The organism is Psychrobacter sanguinis (genome assembly GCF_020736705.1).
GTDB lineage: Bacteria > Pseudomonadota > Gammaproteobacteria > Pseudomonadales > Moraxellaceae > Psychrobacter > Psychrobacter sanguinis.
In genome coordinates, this window is the sequence record NZ_CP085990.1 from 2,674,527 (window position 1) to 2,691,592 (window position 17,066).

Annotated in this window: 15 protein-coding genes and 1 pseudogene; 8 read left to right on the forward strand and 8 right to left on the reverse strand. The window is 42.3% G+C overall.

Translation table 11 applies throughout. The annotated features are described in order from the left end of the window. Positions 1-97: 97 nt before the first annotated feature. From LK453_RS11265 to LK453_RS11275, 4 genes and pseudogenes are all read left to right on the forward strand, one after another. A pseudogene (locus LK453_RS11265) lies at positions 98-1,624 on the forward strand (circularly permuted type 2 ATP-grasp protein); the annotation flags it as partial. Between the two features lie 87 nt (positions 1,625-1,711). Continuing rightward, positions 1,712-2,431: an alpha-E domain-containing protein gene (locus tag LK453_RS14410; protein ID WP_265088890.1), complete on the forward strand. Its 720-nt coding sequence runs from the start codon at positions 1,712-1,714 to the stop codon at positions 2,429-2,431. A gap of 3 nt (positions 2,432-2,434) precedes the next feature. After that, positions 2,435-3,220: a transglutaminase family protein gene (locus LK453_RS11270; RefSeq protein WP_201527428.1), complete on the forward strand. Its 786-nt coding sequence runs from the start codon at positions 2,435-2,437 to the stop codon at positions 3,218-3,220. 118 nt (positions 3,221-3,338) lie between these two features. Further along, positions 3,339-4,082: a peptidase gene (locus tag LK453_RS11275; RefSeq protein WP_044297934.1), complete on the forward strand. Its 744-nt coding sequence runs from the start codon at positions 3,339-3,341 to the stop codon at positions 4,080-4,082. A 160-nt stretch (positions 4,083-4,242) separates the two neighbouring features. Here LK453_RS11275 and arsH read toward each other — a convergent pair whose 3' ends face one another. The 3 genes from arsH to LK453_RS11290 all read right to left on the reverse strand — a co-directional run bounded on the left by arsH (position 4,243) and on the right by LK453_RS11290 (position 7,180). After that, the gene (gene arsH / locus LK453_RS11280) at positions 4,243-5,037 is read right to left on the reverse strand and encodes an arsenical resistance protein ArsH (RefSeq protein WP_227674348.1); all 795 of its coding nucleotides are present in this window, start codon (positions 5,035-5,037) and stop codon (positions 4,243-4,245) included. A 182-nt stretch (positions 5,038-5,219) separates the two neighbouring features. Further along, positions 5,220-5,750, reverse strand: a complete 531-nt coding sequence (locus tag LK453_RS11285; protein WP_201533825.1) for an arsenate reductase ArsC — start codon at positions 5,748-5,750, stop codon at positions 5,220-5,222. A gap of 140 nt (positions 5,751-5,890) precedes the next feature. Further along, positions 5,891-7,180 (reverse strand): arsenic transporter, encoded by a 1,290-nt coding sequence (locus LK453_RS11290; protein ID WP_201533828.1) that lies wholly within the window; start codon positions 7,178-7,180, stop codon positions 5,891-5,893. 148 nt (positions 7,181-7,328) lie between these two features. Between LK453_RS11290 and LK453_RS11295 the strand changes: the two genes are divergently transcribed. Both LK453_RS11295 and LK453_RS11300 read left to right on the forward strand, forming a co-directional pair. Continuing rightward, positions 7,329-7,601 carry an ArsR/SmtB family transcription factor gene (locus LK453_RS11295; RefSeq protein WP_007393526.1) on the forward strand — a complete coding sequence of 91 codons (273 nt, stop codon included), beginning with the start codon at positions 7,329-7,331 and terminating at the stop codon, positions 7,599-7,601. Between the two features lie 129 nt (positions 7,602-7,730). Next, positions 7,731-8,708, forward strand: coding sequence for a universal stress protein (locus LK453_RS11300; protein ID WP_227674349.1), 978 nt, complete (start codon positions 7,731-7,733; stop codon positions 8,706-8,708). A 172-nt stretch (positions 8,709-8,880) separates the two neighbouring features. Here the strand turns inward: LK453_RS11300 and LK453_RS11305 are convergent, their stop codons facing one another. The 5 genes from LK453_RS11305 to LK453_RS11325 all read right to left on the reverse strand — a co-directional run bounded on the left by LK453_RS11305 (position 8,881) and on the right by LK453_RS11325 (position 14,611). Continuing rightward, positions 8,881-9,603, reverse strand: a complete 723-nt coding sequence (locus tag LK453_RS11305) for a sulfate/molybdate ABC transporter ATP-binding protein (protein ID WP_007393528.1) — start codon at positions 9,601-9,603, stop codon at positions 8,881-8,883. Positions 9,604-9,708: 105 nt separating this feature from the next. Then, positions 9,709-10,656 (reverse strand): sulfate ABC transporter permease subunit CysW, encoded by a 948-nt coding sequence (gene cysW, locus LK453_RS11310; RefSeq protein WP_007393529.1) that lies wholly within the window; start codon positions 10,654-10,656, stop codon positions 9,709-9,711. 114 nt (positions 10,657-10,770) lie between these two features. Then, positions 10,771-11,655 carry a sulfate ABC transporter permease subunit CysT gene (cysT, locus tag LK453_RS11315; protein ID WP_201533833.1) on the reverse strand — a complete coding sequence of 295 codons (885 nt, stop codon included), beginning with the start codon at positions 11,653-11,655 and terminating at the stop codon, positions 10,771-10,773. 310 nt (positions 11,656-11,965) lie between these two features. Then, entirely contained in the window at positions 11,966-13,078 is a 1,113-nt protein-coding gene (locus LK453_RS11320; protein WP_201533836.1) for a sulfate ABC transporter substrate-binding protein, read from the reverse strand. Between the two features lie 411 nt (positions 13,079-13,489). Next, positions 13,490-14,611: a sulfate ABC transporter substrate-binding protein gene (locus LK453_RS11325; protein WP_379652737.1), complete on the reverse strand. Its 1,122-nt coding sequence runs from the start codon at positions 14,609-14,611 to the stop codon at positions 13,490-13,492. Between the two features lie 512 nt (positions 14,612-15,123). On the opposite strand from LK453_RS11325, the gene LK453_RS11330 reads away from it, so the two are divergent. Together LK453_RS11330 and LK453_RS11335 are read left to right on the forward strand one after the other, a co-directional pair. Beyond that, positions 15,124-15,666 (forward strand): hypothetical protein, encoded by a 543-nt coding sequence (locus LK453_RS11330; protein WP_227674351.1) that lies wholly within the window; start codon positions 15,124-15,126, stop codon positions 15,664-15,666. Positions 15,667-15,864: 198 nt separating this feature from the next. After that, the gene (locus LK453_RS11335) at positions 15,865-17,004 is read left to right on the forward strand and encodes a thermonuclease family protein (RefSeq protein ID WP_201533841.1); all 1,140 of its coding nucleotides are present in this window, start codon (positions 15,865-15,867) and stop codon (positions 17,002-17,004) included. The last annotated feature ends 62 nt before the right edge of the window (positions 17,005-17,066 follow it).

Below are 17,066 nucleotides of genomic sequence, written 5' to 3' on the forward strand. Positions count from 1 at the left end.
TTGGGTAAGGACAGTAATAATGCCCTTTAATAGTGCAGCTTAATAATGTTGTTTAGTATTTAACAGTTAGTAATAAGAAAATAATAGGAGGTGTAGCATGGCAGAAACCAATAAAGAAACATCGAAACCCGCTACCCAAAAAAATGAAGAACAGCAGTCTCAGTCTCAGTCTCAGTCTCAGTCTCAGTCTCAGCAAAAATTCTCTCAAGACTTTTATTCTCGTTCAAGTTTTGATGAGTTAAAAGCCACAACGACTCAATACCGCCCAGTGGCCAAAAAAATTGGTACGTGGTTGGATAAAGCTGGCATAGAACGATTGGCTCAATATAACGATCAAGCAGCCGACATTTTTTATCGCAAAGGCGTTACCTTTACCGTTTATAGTGATGCGGAAAATATCGAAAGAATGATTCCTTTCGACATTATTCCAAGGGTAATAGACGCCAAAGAATGGCAACAAGTGGAAGCTGGGTGTAAGCAACGTATTAATGCGTTAAACATGTTTTTAGATGATATCTATCATGAGCAGCGCATTATGAAAGCTGGTGTCGTGCCTGACTCTTATGTTTATGCCAGTGGTTGTTATGAACCTTGGATGATGAATATTAATTTGGAAAAACCGGTTTATTCTCATATTAGCGGTATCGATTTAATCCGTGATGAAGCGGGCAAGTTTTGTGTATTAGAGGATAATTTACGTATGCCTTCTGGCGTCTCTTATATGCTTGAAAGTCGTAATATCTCAAAAATGTTATTGCCAGACTTATATGAGTCGGCTTCTGTATTAAGCATTGATGATTATCCTGAGCGCTTAAAAGCCTGTTTGGCCAGTGCTACTGATAAATATGATCCGCAAATTGTTATTTTAACGCCAGGTCGATTTAACAGTGCTTATTATGAGCACGCTTATTTGGCACATGAGATGAATGTACCTTTGGTACATGGCTACGACTTAATTGTGGAAGACAGCAAAGTATATATGCAAGCAGTGCGCGGCAAAGTACCCGTCGATATTATTTACCGCCGTATTGATGATCCTTATTTGGACCCTTTAGGGTTTGACGCCAACTCCATCCTTGGCGTATCTGGTTTAATGAGTGCCTATCGTGCCGGTAATGTGGTGATTGTTAATGCTCCTGGTACAGGTGTGGCCGATGATAAAAGCCTATATCCGTTCGTTCCAGATATGATCGAGTTTTATTTGGGAGAAAAACCTATATTACCCAATGTACAAACTTATCAGTGCCGCAAACCTGATGAACTTGAATATGTCTTAGAAAATTTAGATAAGTTAGTGGTCAAGGAAACCCAAGGTTCAGGTGGCTATGGCATGCTTATTGGGCCTACTTCGACAGAACAAGAGATTGAAGATTACCGAGTGCGTTTACTTGATAATCCTGCAGGGTTTATCGCCCAGCCTACCATTTCACTATCAACCAATCCCACCACAGTCAATGGCGGTATTGCGCCAAGGCATATTGATTTACGTCCATTTATCTTAAGTCATGGTGACGGTTCGGTTGATATTGTTCCTGGTGGACTTACTCGAGTCGCTATGAAAGAAGGCTCATTGGTGGTCAACTCCTCACAAGGTGGCGGTATAAAAGACACTTGGGTCATCGATTTAACTCAAGAACAACTTGATGACAGCGATGTCTCGAAATCTAATAGTGATACCTATAGTGACAATGGTTTTGCAGGTTCAGCGGCAATGCGCCATGCGTCATACCTTAATGTCACCTCTTATCCTGTTGAAGTTGGCTACGACAATACACCTGATGCCCCTATCATTTTATTGCTATCTAGAGCCAACCATTTGGTTTGGTTGGGTCGATATAGTGAAAGACTGCACTATTATGATGCAATAATGAAGAAAATTGTTCGTAATGAATTGAATTCTAGTCAGATACATCAGCTTATTAATCGCTTGGGAATAGGCGCAAATATGGTAATTGCCGATGAGTCCAATCCTGAACTGTACAAATTAGCGGTATTACGAGATTTAGAGAGCAATCAGATTCCTGAGGTTATTGAAGCTATTGAAACTAATGTACAGGAAGTAAAAGGCATCATTGGAAAAGACACAGCTGAGCTATATAACTTAATCAAACGTTTGGCCAGTGCGGGCACATATCGAGCAGCGACTTTACAGCTACAAGCCTGTAATGCGGCTATGGAACAAGAGAATCAAACGGTGACTTATTTTTGGGAATTAGGTCGTTATTTTGAAGCTTTAGAACGTACTATTTTGCTGGATCAGGATTTCTCTGAGATAAGCGTCCAATTTAAGGCCTGCGTCAACGACCTTCCTCAAAATACGCGCTGGCGTGAACTTATTCGTTTAACCAATCAGCTGATTAAATCTAAGAATTTTGATGATTATTTGCTGTTGAGTGAAGAATTCAATGCCTTATTACAGCAAGGAGTATAAGTGATGAAACTTAGTATTGATCATCAAACTAACTATTACTACAAAGAGTTCGCCCAACGTAGTGTGCAATATATTCGAATGTCGCCAATGGCCCTACCACATCAAATCGTGCATACCTGGTCAGTGATGCTACCCAAACTAGCTACCTTACAAAAGGATGGTTTTGGCAACACTTGGTTTACGCTGAGTCGCAATGAAAAACACGATAATTTGCAAATACAGGCGTCAGGTATTGTCGAAATTAATACCGATACTCAATATGTTGAAGACAGTGGAGAAATTCCCTATCTACTATTTACAGTACAGACTCCCCTTACCTATTGCTCGACAAGTATGCGGGACTTTGCTGCACCTTATTTAGAAACAGTAACGCTCGAGAATTTACGAGGCTTAGCAAGTGCGCTTATTACTCAAATGCCCTATACCACAAATGTGACTCACGTAGGGACTACGGCCGAAGAAAGCTTTGAGATGAAGGCCGGCGTGTGCCAAGATCATACCCATGTATTTTTGGGGTGCTTGCGTGATAAAAAGATACCAGCACGTTATGTCTCTGGTTATCTGTATGATGCCGATCAAAACCATATGTCGAGTCACGCTTGGGCAGAAGCTTATCTAGATGGGTATTGGTATACCTTTGATATCTCTAATCAACTCTTCCAGCCAAGTCATCACGTCTATGTCGCTATTGGTCGAGATTATTTAGATGCAGCGCCGGTACGCGGTGTGCGTATTGGTGGTGGTTATGAAAGCCTATACAGCCAAGTTATGGTAAACCGTATTGACTGATGATTTATCAACCATTTTTTATTATTAGTGATTTTAAAATTTTATCAACCCCCTCAATATTTGTTAATCATTAAAAATAAATGTACTGATTAATGAATTCTTTAATGACAGGAATTATATGACTTATTGCGCCGCTTTACGCCTTAAAGAAGGCATGATTTTCGCGAGTGACACCCGAACAAATGCAGGCGTTGATCACATCTCTACTTTTCGAAAAATATACACCTATGGTGTTGAAGGTGAAAGATTTATCGTTTTGCAAACTGCGGGGAATTTGGCCACTTCTCAAGCAGTATTTACCCAATTACAAAATGATATTAATCAAAACCAAGAGCCCAATCTGCATACAGTTACCACTTTATTTGATGCGGCTCAATTGGTAGGACGCTACATGCGTGAGATTACCAGTAATGCACAAGCTGTCGCCAATGAGCCCAACAATGCCAACTTTACTAGCTCTTTTATGCTTGGTGGCCAAATAAAGAACCAGCCCACTGAATTGTATATGATTTATCCTGAGGGTAACTGTATACGGGCTACTACAGATACGCCATTTTTCCAGTTGGGTGAAAGCAAATATGGAAAACCCATCTTAGATCGTTCTGTAATTTATGACGCTGATTTATACCACTCTGCGCAGGCATTGATGTTATCTTTTGATTCTACGATACGCTCTAATTTATCAGTCGGCATGCCCATTGACATGATTATTTATGAAAATGACAGTCTAAAAATTCCTGAAATTCGACGTATTGATGAACACGATACTTACTTTAGTGATCTTAGTGCTCAATGGTCAAATGCGTTACGCCAAGCCTTATTAGACTTGCCAAATTACCCAGAAGATTATTGGCAACGCTAACTCAGTAATAATTAATATTCGACATTTCTTACGGTCTTAACTGACAAATCATTTTGTTATAAAGCATTGAAAAAGAGTCAAAACCATTTTACGGTTTTGACTCTTTTTTGGTTATATTTTTCTAGCAATATTTATTTGATATCATCACATTTATAATAGCTCACAAGTCTTTTTGATTGACTCGCTTCATCAGCTCCTCAGCACTCTCCACTCTTTCAGAATATCTATCGACCAAATAATCAGACTGATCCCGAGTCAGTAGTGTGAATCGCACCAATTCTTCCATCACATCAACGATGCGCAAATAAAACCCAGAAGGCTTCATACGCTTGGTGATATTTCCCTGCTCGTCTTCTACGTCCTCAAATTCTAAGAACGCTTTGGGGACTGAAGATTGGTTTGGGATAGTAATCATCCGCATCCAACGACCTAATATCCTAAGCTGATTGACAGTATTAAAAGATTGCGAGCCGCCACAAACTTGCATCACCGCTAGGGTCTTGCCTTGAGTCGGACGTACCGCTCCGAGTGATAATGGTATCCAATCTATTTGTGCTTTCATGATACCGGTCATCGAACCGTGACGTTCAGGAGAACACCAGACCATACCCTCACTCCACTGCACTAAGTCACGCAGTTCAATTACTTTGGGATGAGTAGTGTCTTCGGTATCCGGCAAAGGTAACCCTGTAGGATTAAAAATTTTAACCTCTGCACCCATTGCCGTTAATAAGCGAGCACATTCCTCTACTACCAATCGGCTATAGGATACTTCCCGTAAGGAGCCGTACAGCAATACAAATTTTGGTCTATGAGTCGATAGTTGCTGCTTAAAGTCCGTGATAGAAGGAATTTTGAATTGTTCTGGGTTGATGTTTGGAAGATTTTTGCCTAGTGATTGATTTGCTGACTTTTCTGTTAAGTTGTTTAAATTTGGTTTTGTTGAATTTTTCATCTGAGTTATTTTCTTCTTAGTTGGTTATTTTGATGATGAATGTGGAAAGGTGTTTGAGATAGTGTTATTTTTATTTGCTTAGGCTATTTTATATTGTACTAATTGATACAGTAAGTAACGGCTAGGCTTTTATCCAACGGCTATCAAACTTATCAGATATCTATAAGCCTAAAAACAACACGCTATTCAATCAAGTCTAACAGCGCCTGTTTACGCTCTAAATCCGGCAAATTAGCAATCTCTAATAACTGTACGACGCGCTGTTCAATGGTAGCAATGGTGTGCTCAAAATTGGCTTTGGTTTGTTGCTCATCCCCGGTATCTTTTGAGGGATCGGCCAGTCCCCAATGCAACTTGGTTAAGCGTGGTAACGTTCCGAGCCATACAGGACATGTCTCCCCTGCCGCATTATCACAGACTGTGATTAGTACATCAGGCTCAAAGTCGCCCATATAGTCGCTATCATCCCAAGCGTTACTGCTCAGCCCTTGTGTCGTATACCCCGATTCATTTAAATAGCGTAGAGTTAATGGGTGAACCTCACCTGAAGGCGTACTGCCTGCACTTTTAGCGATAAGTTTGGGTTTAGCTTTTTGTGTTCTCTGCTCTACTTGCTGCTGGTCTTTTATAGCATATTGATTGGTAATGGCTTCGGATAGCACACTTCGGCAACGGTTGTGGGTGCAGATATATAGAATTTTTAAAGGAGTCATAAGGGTGTTCCATTATAAGGTTTAGTTTTATTTGCTTAGGCTATTTTATGATGGTTTTAACTTGGTACTTGTTACTTATCAGCCCTGAATGCTGGTTATCGCCACTTGCTGATTACAACTAGACGATTGCAACCAACTGATTAGCTGACCATCGGTAGCCACAGTACCAACGCAGTCAGTGTTGCTAGCAAAACAGGCACAGTTAGGATAATACCGACCTTGAAGTAATACCCCCAAGTGATGACCACGTCTTTACTTGCTAGCACATGCAGCCATAACAAAGTGGCCAATGAGCCAATGGGGGTAATTTTTGGCCCTAAATCTGAGCCAATCACATTGGCATATACCATCGCTTGGGTAATGGTGTCGGGCTGAGTGGTATCGGCTATCGCCAAAGACTGAATCAATACAGTCGGCATGTTATTCATAATTGAGGACAAGCCTGCCGACATAAAGCCGGTCCCTATTGTCGCTATCCATAGTCCTTGTTGACCTAAAACATCCAAAGCTTGTGTTAGATAATCGGTCAATCCTTCATTTTTAAGCCCATAGACTACCAAGTACATACCCAATGAAAACACCACCACTTGCCAGGGCGCACTTTTAAGTACTGTAGGCACTGATAGCTTCTTATTCACTAGCGCGGTGATGACCAACGTCGCCGCCCCTACTCCCGCTATCACGCTAATAGGCATACCCATAGGCTCTAATACAAAAAAACCTAACAATAATGCTGCCAATACTAGCCAGCCCATGTAAAAGGTAGCGCTGTCTTTGATGGCGGTGGCAGGCTCAGGCAAGCTGTCCACATCATATGATTTAGGAATATCACGGCGATAAAATAAATATAGTACCACCAGAGAGCTGAATACTGAGACTAGGTTCACCGGTAGCATTACTTGCGCATAGCGATCAAAAGAGATATTAAAGAAATCTGCTGACACGATATTAACTAAGTTTGAGACGACCAGTGGCAAACTGGCGGTATCAGCAATGAACCCTGCGGCCATAATAAACGCCAACGTAGTCGCTGCAGAGACTCTCATCTTCAATAGCATCGCTATCACAATAGGCGTCAGAATAAGCGCTGCCCCATCATTGGCAAACAGTGCCGAGACGACTGCACCTAGCAGCACTATTAGGGCAAACAGAGTATTAGCATTACCGCCAGCGAAGCGGGCCACGTGCAAGGCTATCCACTCAAAGAAACCCGCTTGATCAAGGAGCAGGCTAATTATAATAATAGCAATAAACGCAAAAGTGGCATTCCACACAATGTCCCATACCACGGGAATATCATCAAGGCTAATCACACCAGCGATAAGCGCCAATACTGCACCCAAAATAGCACTAACCCCTATCCCTAACCCACGCGGCTGCCATATAACCAGTATCAAAGTGACAATAAATATAAAAGCAGCAAGGAACATAGGACCTCTCTATGGGGTTAAGGGTTAATAAAACACACAAAAAAGTGTGAGAATAGGGATAATGGTAGGCGAATTACGACAAGTATAGTATATTCGCTTAACCGAATATATGTTTTTTTAATTATAGTTTTAACTTAAGAGGTCGCATATGCAGCCCGTTACCTTCTTTAAAGCATTATCAGATCCTACCCGTCTTAAGCTTATCGTAGAGATTAAACAGCACGACGCTATCTGTGTCTGCGACTTAATAGAAAAGCTAGATCAGCCACAACCGACTATTTCGCGTCATTTGAGCCACCTACGTAAAGCGGGATTAGTAACCTCTGAGCGTAGGGGGACTTGGATGTGGTACGCCCTCTCGCCGCAATTACCCGACTGGTGTCTGGATACCATTGGTAGTATTAAAGTTGACTCCGTGTAAGCACAACTTAAAGCCTATTGATAATTAAGTTTATAAAAATTATATTGGTTGTATATTGAATTTACATCGACTGGCTTTACAGTGGCTAATGATAATAAACGTCTGACTATAATAAAAAAGGACTTTGATATGACCTCCTCTATGAGCAATGACCCGAATAGTAACACCTCAAATACTGACATTAAGGGTACTCATTCTACTGATACTACTCACACCGCTGAGGCTAGTGTAATTACTGATGGTACTATTCTGGCCTGTATAGATGGCTCTAGTGTGACAGAATCAGTATGTGATTATGCAGCGTGGTATGCCAATGAATTAAACTTGCCACTTAGCCTGCTTCATGTCATCGATGTTCCCAAATCCTATCGTCATGATCTAAGTGGCTCTATCGGTATGGACAGTCGCAGCAGCTTACTTAAAGAGCTGACTTCGCTGGATGAGCAGACTGCGCGTGTTGCCAATAAGCATGGTGAGGCGTTATTGCAAGATGCTAAGGCACATATTCTAAGAACACTGCCACAGGCAAACGTTTATAGCTATCTACGCCGTAGCAAACTGCTACCAGCCATCAATCATTATGCAGACAACACCCGAATTATCGTCATAGGTCGACGAGGTAAGGACCATCAAAATGACCATGTTAATATTGGCAGTCAGATTGAAAATGTAGTCCGCGCTGTCAATCGTCCTATCATGGTGTGCTCTGATGGCTTTATCACCCCTGAGTCTTTTATGATTGCATTTGATGGTAGTGAAACCGCCAAACGGGCAGTACAAATCATCTGTGACAACGAGATTGCCAAAAACTTAGTCGGTCATATCGTCATGGTAGACAACAAAGACACTGCCAATGAGACTGAACTTTATAAAGCCCATAAGAAAATGAGTGATGAGGGCTTTAATATCACCGCTCACCTGATTGACAGCAAAAAAGTAGGCAATGGCGATGTGGTTTCCGCCTTAACCAGTTTCCGCAATGACCATAACATCAGTATGTTTGTGATTGGGGCTTATGGCCATTCTAAATGGCGCCGGTTCTTCGTGGGCAGTACCACTACCAAGCTTCTAACCAAGACCACTGCCCCAGTAATCTTATTACGTTAAGCGACTGCGTTAAATGGCTGCATTAAACGATTATGCTAAACGGCTACTTTAATTGACCTTTTTATGCCTCTTACAAAACAAAAAACCTGAGAACACGCTATCGTATTCTTAGGTTTCTTTATATAGAAACAAGCTTCTATTAATTCAAGCTAGCCTAGATAGGTAGTTACAGTTACACTAAGTCTAGGAAGTCAGCAACGAACTCATTTGATGGATTCGCTATCAGCTCCTCTGGGCTACCAATCTGCTCGACTGACCCATGATTCATAACCACAATTTCATCAGACACATCACGTGCTTCTTCTTGATCGTGGGTAACCATAATACTGGTAACCCCCAGCTCATGGTGAATATTCTTCAGCCAAGTACGCAGCTCTTTACGAACCTTGGCATCAAGTGCTCCAAAGGGCTCATCTAAAAGCAATAGCTTAGGCTCTACCGCCAACGCCCGTGCTAAAGCAATACGCTGACGCTGACCACCAGAGAGCTGATGCGGATAAGCATTGGCCAATGTTGGCAATTGTACCAGTTCTAATAAATAATCGACCCGCTTCTTAATATCGGTATTGCTAGGACGACGGTCCTTTGGCAGTAGCTTTAGACCAAAAGCAATGTTTTCCGCGATGGTCTTATGACGAAACAACGCATAGTGCTGAAACATAAAGCCAATTTGGCGCTTCTGAACAGGTGTATCAGTGACATCTACGCCATCAAATAAGATACGGCCTCTATCTGCATACTCAAGACCGGCAATAATGCGCAGTAATGTGGTCTTACCACATCCTGACGGACCTAATAATGTCGTTAACTTACCGGTCGGTACTTTTAACGAAATATCTTCTAGGGCGACAAAATTACCAAAGCTTTTATGGACGTTCTGGATATCTATGCTCATGGTTATACTCTTATAATTTTTAATATAGGGCTAATCTTTTAAATAGGGCTATTCATTATTCATACCCTATCTATTAATGCGGTTTGCTTTACTAGTCAGTAGAGATTAATCAGTAGAGTTTGACGTTGCCGCAACCGTCTGCTTGCTATTGGGAGTGACCACCAGTTTCGGTGCAGCAATAGCATCACGATTGATACCTTTTTCATATTTTCTGGTCTGCATCTTGGTCATAATCTGCTGTACTAACAAGGTCAATAATGCCAATCCGGCCAGTAAGCTTGATAAGGCAAAGGCAGCAGTAAAGTTATACTCGTTATAAGCAATCTCTACCAATAATGGCATGGTATTGGTCTCACCGCGAATGTGACCGGAAACCACACTCACCGCTCCGAATTCGCCCATGGCACGCGCATTGGTTAGGATAATGCCGTATAACAGTGCCCATTTAATATTGGGTAGGGTCACGTGCCAGAACACCTGCCAACCTGACGCACCCAAGGTTAATGCTGCCTGCTCTTCACTATCACCTTGCGACTGCATCAGTGGAATCAGCTCACGGGCAATAAACGGAAAGGTCACAAATAAGGTGGCCAATACGATACCTGGTACCGCAAAGATAACTTGAATTCCCATCGACTCAAGCCAACCGCCAAAGCTTGAATTAAGCCCAAACAGCAACACAAACATCAGACCAGCGACCACAGGCGATACCGAAAATGGTAAATCGAGCAAAGTAGTTACTAACTGCTTACCCTTAAATTGATAACGGGTCACTAGCCAAGCAATCGCCAAACCCATCACGATATTGATAGGCAACACAATAGCAGCGGTCAATAGTGTCAGCTTAATCGCTTGCAGCGCTTCAGGCTCGACCAATGCCGCCAAATACAATTCCCAACCCCCTTTGAACGCTTCATAGAACACTGCCATCAGTGGAATGACCAACATCACAATCATAAACACCGTTGCGACACCAATAAATAAGGCACGCACCCAAGGGGCATCGCGAGTCGCGGCATTGTCTTGATAGTTGTAGCCATTAGAGATTTGCATAACACAGTCCTAGTATTCTAATTGTTGCTTAGGTGGCCATTGCCAAGGTATAACGATTTAGAGGTAGTAGTTAATATTTAGTATTCAATAAAGCTAAGAGGTATCACATAGCGTTTATTTGGCACCCACACGGCGCGACAAACGCCACTGTAATAGGTTAATCGCTAGCAAGATAACAAAGGAGATCATCAGCATGAATAACGCTACCGCTGACGCCCCTTGAATATCAAATTGCTCAAGTTTACTGATAATAATCAGCGGTAAAATCTCTGACTGCATGGGGATATTACCAGCGATAAAGATGACCGATCCGTATTCTCCAGTCGCCCGAGCGAACATCATGCCAGCACCCATTAATAACGCAGGAAATAACTCTGGCAGTATCACGGTACGAAAAGTAGTCAGACGACTGGCGCCTAATACCGCAGCGGCTTCTTCATATTCTACCGACAGCTCTTCTAACACCGGCTGTACCGCACGCACAATAAACGGAAAACTGACCACCACTAAGGCCAACCAAATACCAATCGGGGTAAACGCCACTTGTATGCCAATCTTGTCAAAGAACTGACCAATCAAACCATTGGGGGCATATAACGTGGCCAATGAAATACCTGTTACCGCAGTAGGCAAGGCAAAAGGTAAATCCACTAGCGCATTAATTAACGACTTACCAAAGAACTCATAGCGCACCAAGACCCACGCTACCAAGGTGCCAAATATCATATTGGTCAACATCGCATAAAACGACATCTTTAATGACAAAATAATCGCCGCTTTGACCTGTGGCTGGCTAATGGCCTCAATAAAGCCTGTCCAACCCATTTGGGTGGTGGTATAGGCCATCATCGCAAATGGCAGGATCACCAATAGCGATAAGCTCAATACCGTAATACCCATAGAGAGACCAAATCCTGGTAACACGTTACGTTGACGCAGCTTGGTCAGCCAAGAGCGTTTGCGTATAGGAGTCGCTGTCAATGGGGCTTGCTGGGTCATGGAGGTCTCACTACATTTATTTAAGTTTGCTACTTATAAAGCCAAATAATCAGACTTTTAGTAATGGTCATCATGCTAACAGGGCTTAGTTATTAAGTTTAATGATGAATAAGGCTATCGTAGTGAATAAAAGGAATATAGCCGATTGGCATCAAATATCGTGCTTACTTATGCCTAATCTTAGCCAAACTATTGAAACAAAAAGACCCTGTTGGCTTTAGTCAAAGCACTTACAGGGTCTTGAATTCAGTAAACTAATAGCCTAGTTAGACAGACAGATAGTCAGTAAGCCAACCAGTTATTTAACTAATTACTGAGTTTTGGTTTGAGCCAGCTGATCAAAAACACCGCCCTCTTTAAAGTATTTGGTCATTACCTCATCCCAAGTGCCAAACACGTCATTAGTACGGAAGGTCTCAATGGCCGGAAGCTTATCAGTGTTGGCGGCCAAGATTTTAGGATTGGTAGGACGCATATACAGATCAGCGGCTAACTGTTGGGCTTCATCGCTCCACAGGTAATTTAGGTACTCAGTGGCTGCCTCAGTAGTGCCTTTTTTATCGGTCACTGCTTTGACCACTGCCACTGGGGTCTCAGACTGGATGGTGTAGCTTGGATAGACAATTTGTACCTGACCTTTACCAAATTTGGTTGCTGATAAATTGGCTTCGTTTTCAAACGTAATCAGTACGTCTCCGATATTACGCTGCATAAATGTGGTAGTAGCCGCACGGCCGCCATTTTCATAGACCTTGACGTTGCCCAAAAGCTGCTTCATAAAGTCTTGGGTCTTGGCTTCATCATTATTGAACTGATGTAAACCATAGCCATAGGCGCCTAAAAAGCTATAACGACCACTGCCTGATGCTTTGGGGTTGGCGATAACGATCTCTACCCCAGGTTTGGCCAAATCGCTCCAATCTTTAATCTGCTTGGGGTTGCCTTCACGTACCAAAAACACAGTGGTACTGGTAAATGGCACCGCGTTATTGGTAAAGGCTTTATTCCAGTCATTCGCCACTAGGCCTTTTTTCTGCAACAGCTCAATATCAGAGCCTTGGTTCATGGTGACCACATCAGCTTGAAGTCCATTTGCCACAGATAACGCCTGCTTGCTTGAGCCACCATGTGACTGACTAATGCTGATATTGCTACCCGGATGCTGCGCCTTATAATGCTTCACAAACAGCGGATTGTAGTCTTTATAAAAGTCACGCGAAATATCATAAGAGACGTTTAACAGCTGTACATCTTTGTTATCAATGGTGGTAACGCTGCCATCGCTGTTGGTCACGGTGCTTTGCTGCTTTTGATTGCCACAAGCGGTCAGCCCCAGCGTTAATGTGCTCAAGGTAACGATAGTGGCCCACTGCTTTAGCGACACTGACACGGGGTATGCATTAGAAGATACGGTATTGGCCATGATTTGTTTTTCCTATGTGGTCTTAAGTCTGCGGTTATAAGTATTGTGATTCACAGACAGCTGTAAAATCATAAAGCCAATGCTAACAGTCGCTCTTTATTATATTTAGTGATTAATAAATCTATCTTAATGAGCAATAGGAATATAGAAATTGTTTAACTCTGCCTGAAACACTAGCGCTATTTTCGTCTTTAAAATGGGCAAAAAGGTTAATAATTAAACGTCATAAGGTTTTAATAAGTAGCAGAATTTAAACAAAAAAAAGCAGTGGCCCAAGGCTAGTTATCTTAAGAAAGACAACCGCTTGAGCGCACTGCAAGGTATTAGCCAATACTTTTAGTTAGGTGTTAAGTAATTACAAGATATTGGCCAATTTGGTATAAATGGGTGTTAAATAGCTAAGGTCTGTCGTTATTTAGGAGCATTAAACGCTAGTTGGTCAAACACACCACCATCGCTGAAGAATTTGTCCATGATCTCATCCCAGGTACCAAACACATCATTTGGACGGAAGGTATCAACTGGTGGTAGCTTGTCGCTATTGGCATCCAGTACTGACTTCACGCTAGGACGTAAGTATAGATCTGCTGCTAGCTGCTGCGCCTCATCACTCCATAAGTATTTCAAGTATTCTGTGGCGGCTTCTGTCGTGCCTTTTTTGTCAGTCACTGCATTTACCACGGCGACTGGGCTTTCAGACTTAATAGAATATTTAGGATAAACGATGTCTACTTTGCCTTTACCAAATTGAGTGGCCGCTAAGTTTGATTCGTTTTCAAAGGTAATCAGCACATCACCGATATTGCGCTGTACAAACGTCGTAGTCGCTGCACGACCGCCGTTTTCATATACTTTGACATTCTTCAATACATCTCTAACAAATGCATTGGTCTTATTCTCATCTTTATTGAAAGTATGTAGACCGTAGCCATAAGCACCTAAGAAAGCATAGCGACCATTCCCCGTGACTTTTGGATTGGCCATTACGATCTCAACACCTGGCTTGGTTAAGTCTTCCCATGTTGTGATATTTTTTGGGTTGTTTTTACGGACTAAGAACACAATGGTACTGGTGAAAGGCACTGAGTAATCAGGGAAAGCATCGGTCCAGTTGTCGGCTACTAAGCCTTTTTTCTGTAGCAGCTCAATGTCAGAGCCTTGGTTCATGGTTGCCACATCGGCTTGTAGACCATTGGCTACCGATAATGCCTGTTTGCTTGAGCCACCATGCGACTGTTTAATAGTAATGTTAGACCCAGGATGCTCAGCTTGATAGTGCTTAACAAACATCGGGTTGTAGTCTTTGTAGAAGTCACGTGCCACATCATATGAGACGTTTAGCAGTTCAATGTCTTTGGCATCTGCTGAAGCTGCCGTGGTATTACCGGCCGCATCAGTCTTAGCCTCTTCTTTTTGGTTACCACAGGCACTTAGACCCAACGCCAAAGTCGCTACGGTGGTAATTGAAGCCAGCTTGGCTGCCTTACAGAAAGAGGCTTGAGCAAAAGGAGTTTGGCCGAATTTAATAGTCATCGCCATGAGTCAGGTCCTTGAATAGCATTAAATGGTAAATAGCATTAATTAATTAATAAATAAAAGAAAATAAAGGGATAAGTAACGCAAATATACAAATTTTTTAATCGTCAATGATGGTTATGCTAACAGTAGCGCCTTAGTATGTTTAATGGCAAATAAGGCTATCTATGTGAATAATTAGAATATGCCCTATAATGACGCATAAATATTGGGAAAATTAACTTATTTATGGCATAATCAGTGTTTTTTACTGTGTTAAATCTTGTAAAAATTGTTTTTGCCTACATAATATTAGGTGAGCAATTGTATATCTCATTAATATCCCGGTTAGATTGTAAAATTACTTGATGTATTACTTTAATGTATCGCAAGACGCAATCTAAGCCTCAAGGGTTGGACTTAATTAAAGTTACTTTATTTTAATTTGGCATGTTAATGGCATTTTTCACTGTAGCAAGGATGCTGCTAGTCGCAATTAAGCCATGTATGGCATTCAAGGCGGTATATTTATGAACTCTATCTTGAAACCGATAACCGGTATGAAAGTCTTATTAGTTAGTGCGCTATGTTCAGCAGCATTGACTGCTTGTTATGTACAGCCTCACTCTCAAACAGGTATTCCAGGACACTCAAAAGCGACGCAAATGCAAAACTTTGACGTTGAGACTATGCCTGTGGGCCGTTATGCGCTTAGTCAAGGCGGTACTGATTCGGCAGTCATTATTGATGTTGCCAAAACAGGTCTTGCCCTGCCTGCCAAAGAGATCAAGATAAACCTTAGCTCTCAAGCGACTGGTAGCAACTGCCATTATCAAGGCACGGCTACCTTGATGGGTCAAGATGCGTTACATGGCATGATTTATACTGCGCCTGTGAGCAGCCTTACTAGTGCTAACAATGCCCCTAACTTAAATATTCCCAATGACAAAGGGCTATTATTTTTCCGCTTTAAAGACAATGTTTTAAGCTTAGACAGCAATAACCCTCAGGCACTAAGCCTATTGTGCCAAGGCAAGGTTGAGCTAACCGGCGATTACGCTAGGCTGAAATAGCGTATCGTCACTGGGTAACAGCTGACTTGTTATACCAGCTTTGATAGCTTTATCCTTGTGTTGCTATCTATTCTTGTGTTGCTAACAGTCTAAGTTGTGAAGCTCAAGTCATTGAGCATAAGTTATAACGCTTAAACTATTGAGCTTGAACTTGGACGATTAAGAGTAAACGTTTTAGATTTAGATAGAGGTGTTAGCATGATGCCTTTTGACTTTTTAAAATTCAAATACTCTACCTTGCTTGTTCTCACAGCGGCTACCTTAATAGTGGCCTGTGAGAGCAATAGTGAGACCTCGGCTTCTTTACCCCCTACCTCCCAAACTGCTAATAACATTTCTGCTAATAATGTTTCTGAGCAAGAGACTGTTGGTAATCCCTTTGCCACAGAGCGCTCTAGTGACTCTTTAGATAGCGATCAATCAGAAAGCGATCAATTACAAGAGCAGCAATCAACAAATCTTCAAAGCGTGCAGGCTGCTCAAGCCGTTAGTATGGCTCAAAGGGTGAACAGCAATAACGCTGCAAATACTCAGCCAACAAAAGTGGCCAACTTTGACTGTCCGATAAGCGGTAATGTTATTACTGCCAAAAGTGTGCGGGTAATCGATGGTGATACCTTAGAGATTATCCCTACTGAAGGCCCCTCTGAGCGTATCCGACTATTAGGTATTGATGCCCCTGAGTCCAATCAAGCGCACGGTACCTATAGTACCCAAACCTTACAGCAGTGCGTAAATCAAGGGCAAGTCACCGTTGAATGGTTTGAACAAGACCGTTATCAGCGGTTATTGGGTAAGGTGCGCGCCAATGGGGTCGACTGCAACCTTAATCAGATTCAACAAGGCGCGGCTTGGCACTATAAACAGTATCAACAAAGCCAATCTGAGTTTGACCGCTTAAATTATGCCAATGCTGAGGTGAATGCCCGCCGGCAAGCCATTGGACTTTGGGCCAGTTCGACAGTCGTTGCCCCTTGGGACTATCGCCGAGGCAATTCCCCACGCTATCAATATGACGATACTTTATACCGTGTTGATGGTGCGAGCTGTACCAGAACCGGCCAATCTACCGCTTTGCACCGTACCACAGATTTGAAACCTACTAAGCCCTCACAATCTACTAACCGAAATGAGACTAAGACTCAGGACAAACCCAATAAGCTCTTGCCTGCCCCCGCTATGTCTAGTCAGGGTCTTGACTGTGGGTCAATGATTAAGAAGACATGTGGTCAGATGAGCTCATGTGAGGAGGCAAAGTTTCAGTTGGCGTGTGGCAATACTCGGCTCGATGGGGATAAAGATGGGGTGCCTTGTGAAAGTATTTGTCCCGGCGGTTAAGGCTAATGTTACTGTCTTGGCTATAGTTAAACAACAGACAAATAAAAAACCCAGTGTTTATT

Excerpts from the sequence above, each read along its gene's own strand:
- cysW (WP_007393529.1), bottom strand. The coding sequence starts at position 10,656 with ATGCAAATCTCTAATGGCTACAACTATCAAGACAATGCCGCGACTCGC.
- LK453_RS11300 (WP_227674349.1), top strand. The coding sequence starts at position 7,731 with ATGACCTCCTCTATGAGCAATGACCCGAATAGTAACACCTCAAATACT.
- LK453_RS11305 (WP_007393528.1), bottom strand. The coding sequence starts at position 9,603 with ATGAGCATAGATATCCAGAACGTCCATAAAAGCTTTGGTAATTTTGTC.
- cysT (WP_201533833.1), bottom strand. The coding sequence starts at position 11,655 with ATGACCCAGCAAGCCCCATTGACAGCGACTCCTATACGCAAACGCTCT.
- LK453_RS11290 (WP_201533828.1), bottom strand. The coding sequence starts at position 7,180 with ATGTTCCTTGCTGCTTTTATATTTATTGTCACTTTGATACTGGTTATA.
- LK453_RS11270 (WP_201527428.1), top strand. The coding sequence starts at position 2,435 with ATGAAACTTAGTATTGATCATCAAACTAACTATTACTACAAAGAGTTC.
- LK453_RS14410 (WP_265088890.1), top strand. The coding sequence starts at position 1,712 with ATGCGCCATGCGTCATACCTTAATGTCACCTCTTATCCTGTTGAAGTT.
- LK453_RS11330 (WP_227674351.1), top strand. The coding sequence starts at position 15,124 with ATGAACTCTATCTTGAAACCGATAACCGGTATGAAAGTCTTATTAGTT.
- LK453_RS11285 (WP_201533825.1), bottom strand. The coding sequence starts at position 5,750 with ATGACTCCTTTAAAAATTCTATATATCTGCACCCACAACCGTTGCCGA.
- LK453_RS11295 (WP_007393526.1), top strand. The coding sequence starts at position 7,329 with ATGCAGCCCGTTACCTTCTTTAAAGCATTATCAGATCCTACCCGTCTT.
- LK453_RS11320 (WP_201533836.1), bottom strand. The coding sequence starts at position 13,078 with ATGGCCAATACCGTATCTTCTAATGCATACCCCGTGTCAGTGTCGCTA.
- LK453_RS11275 (WP_044297934.1), top strand. The coding sequence starts at position 3,339 with ATGACTTATTGCGCCGCTTTACGCCTTAAAGAAGGCATGATTTTCGCG.
- arsH (WP_227674348.1), bottom strand. The coding sequence starts at position 5,037 with ATGAAAAATTCAACAAAACCAAATTTAAACAACTTAACAGAAAAGTCA.
- LK453_RS11335 (WP_201533841.1), top strand. The coding sequence starts at position 15,865 with ATGATGCCTTTTGACTTTTTAAAATTCAAATACTCTACCTTGCTTGTT.
- LK453_RS11325 (WP_379652737.1), bottom strand. The coding sequence starts at position 14,611 with ATGACTATTAAATTCGGCCAAACTCCTTTTGCTCAAGCCTCTTTCTGT.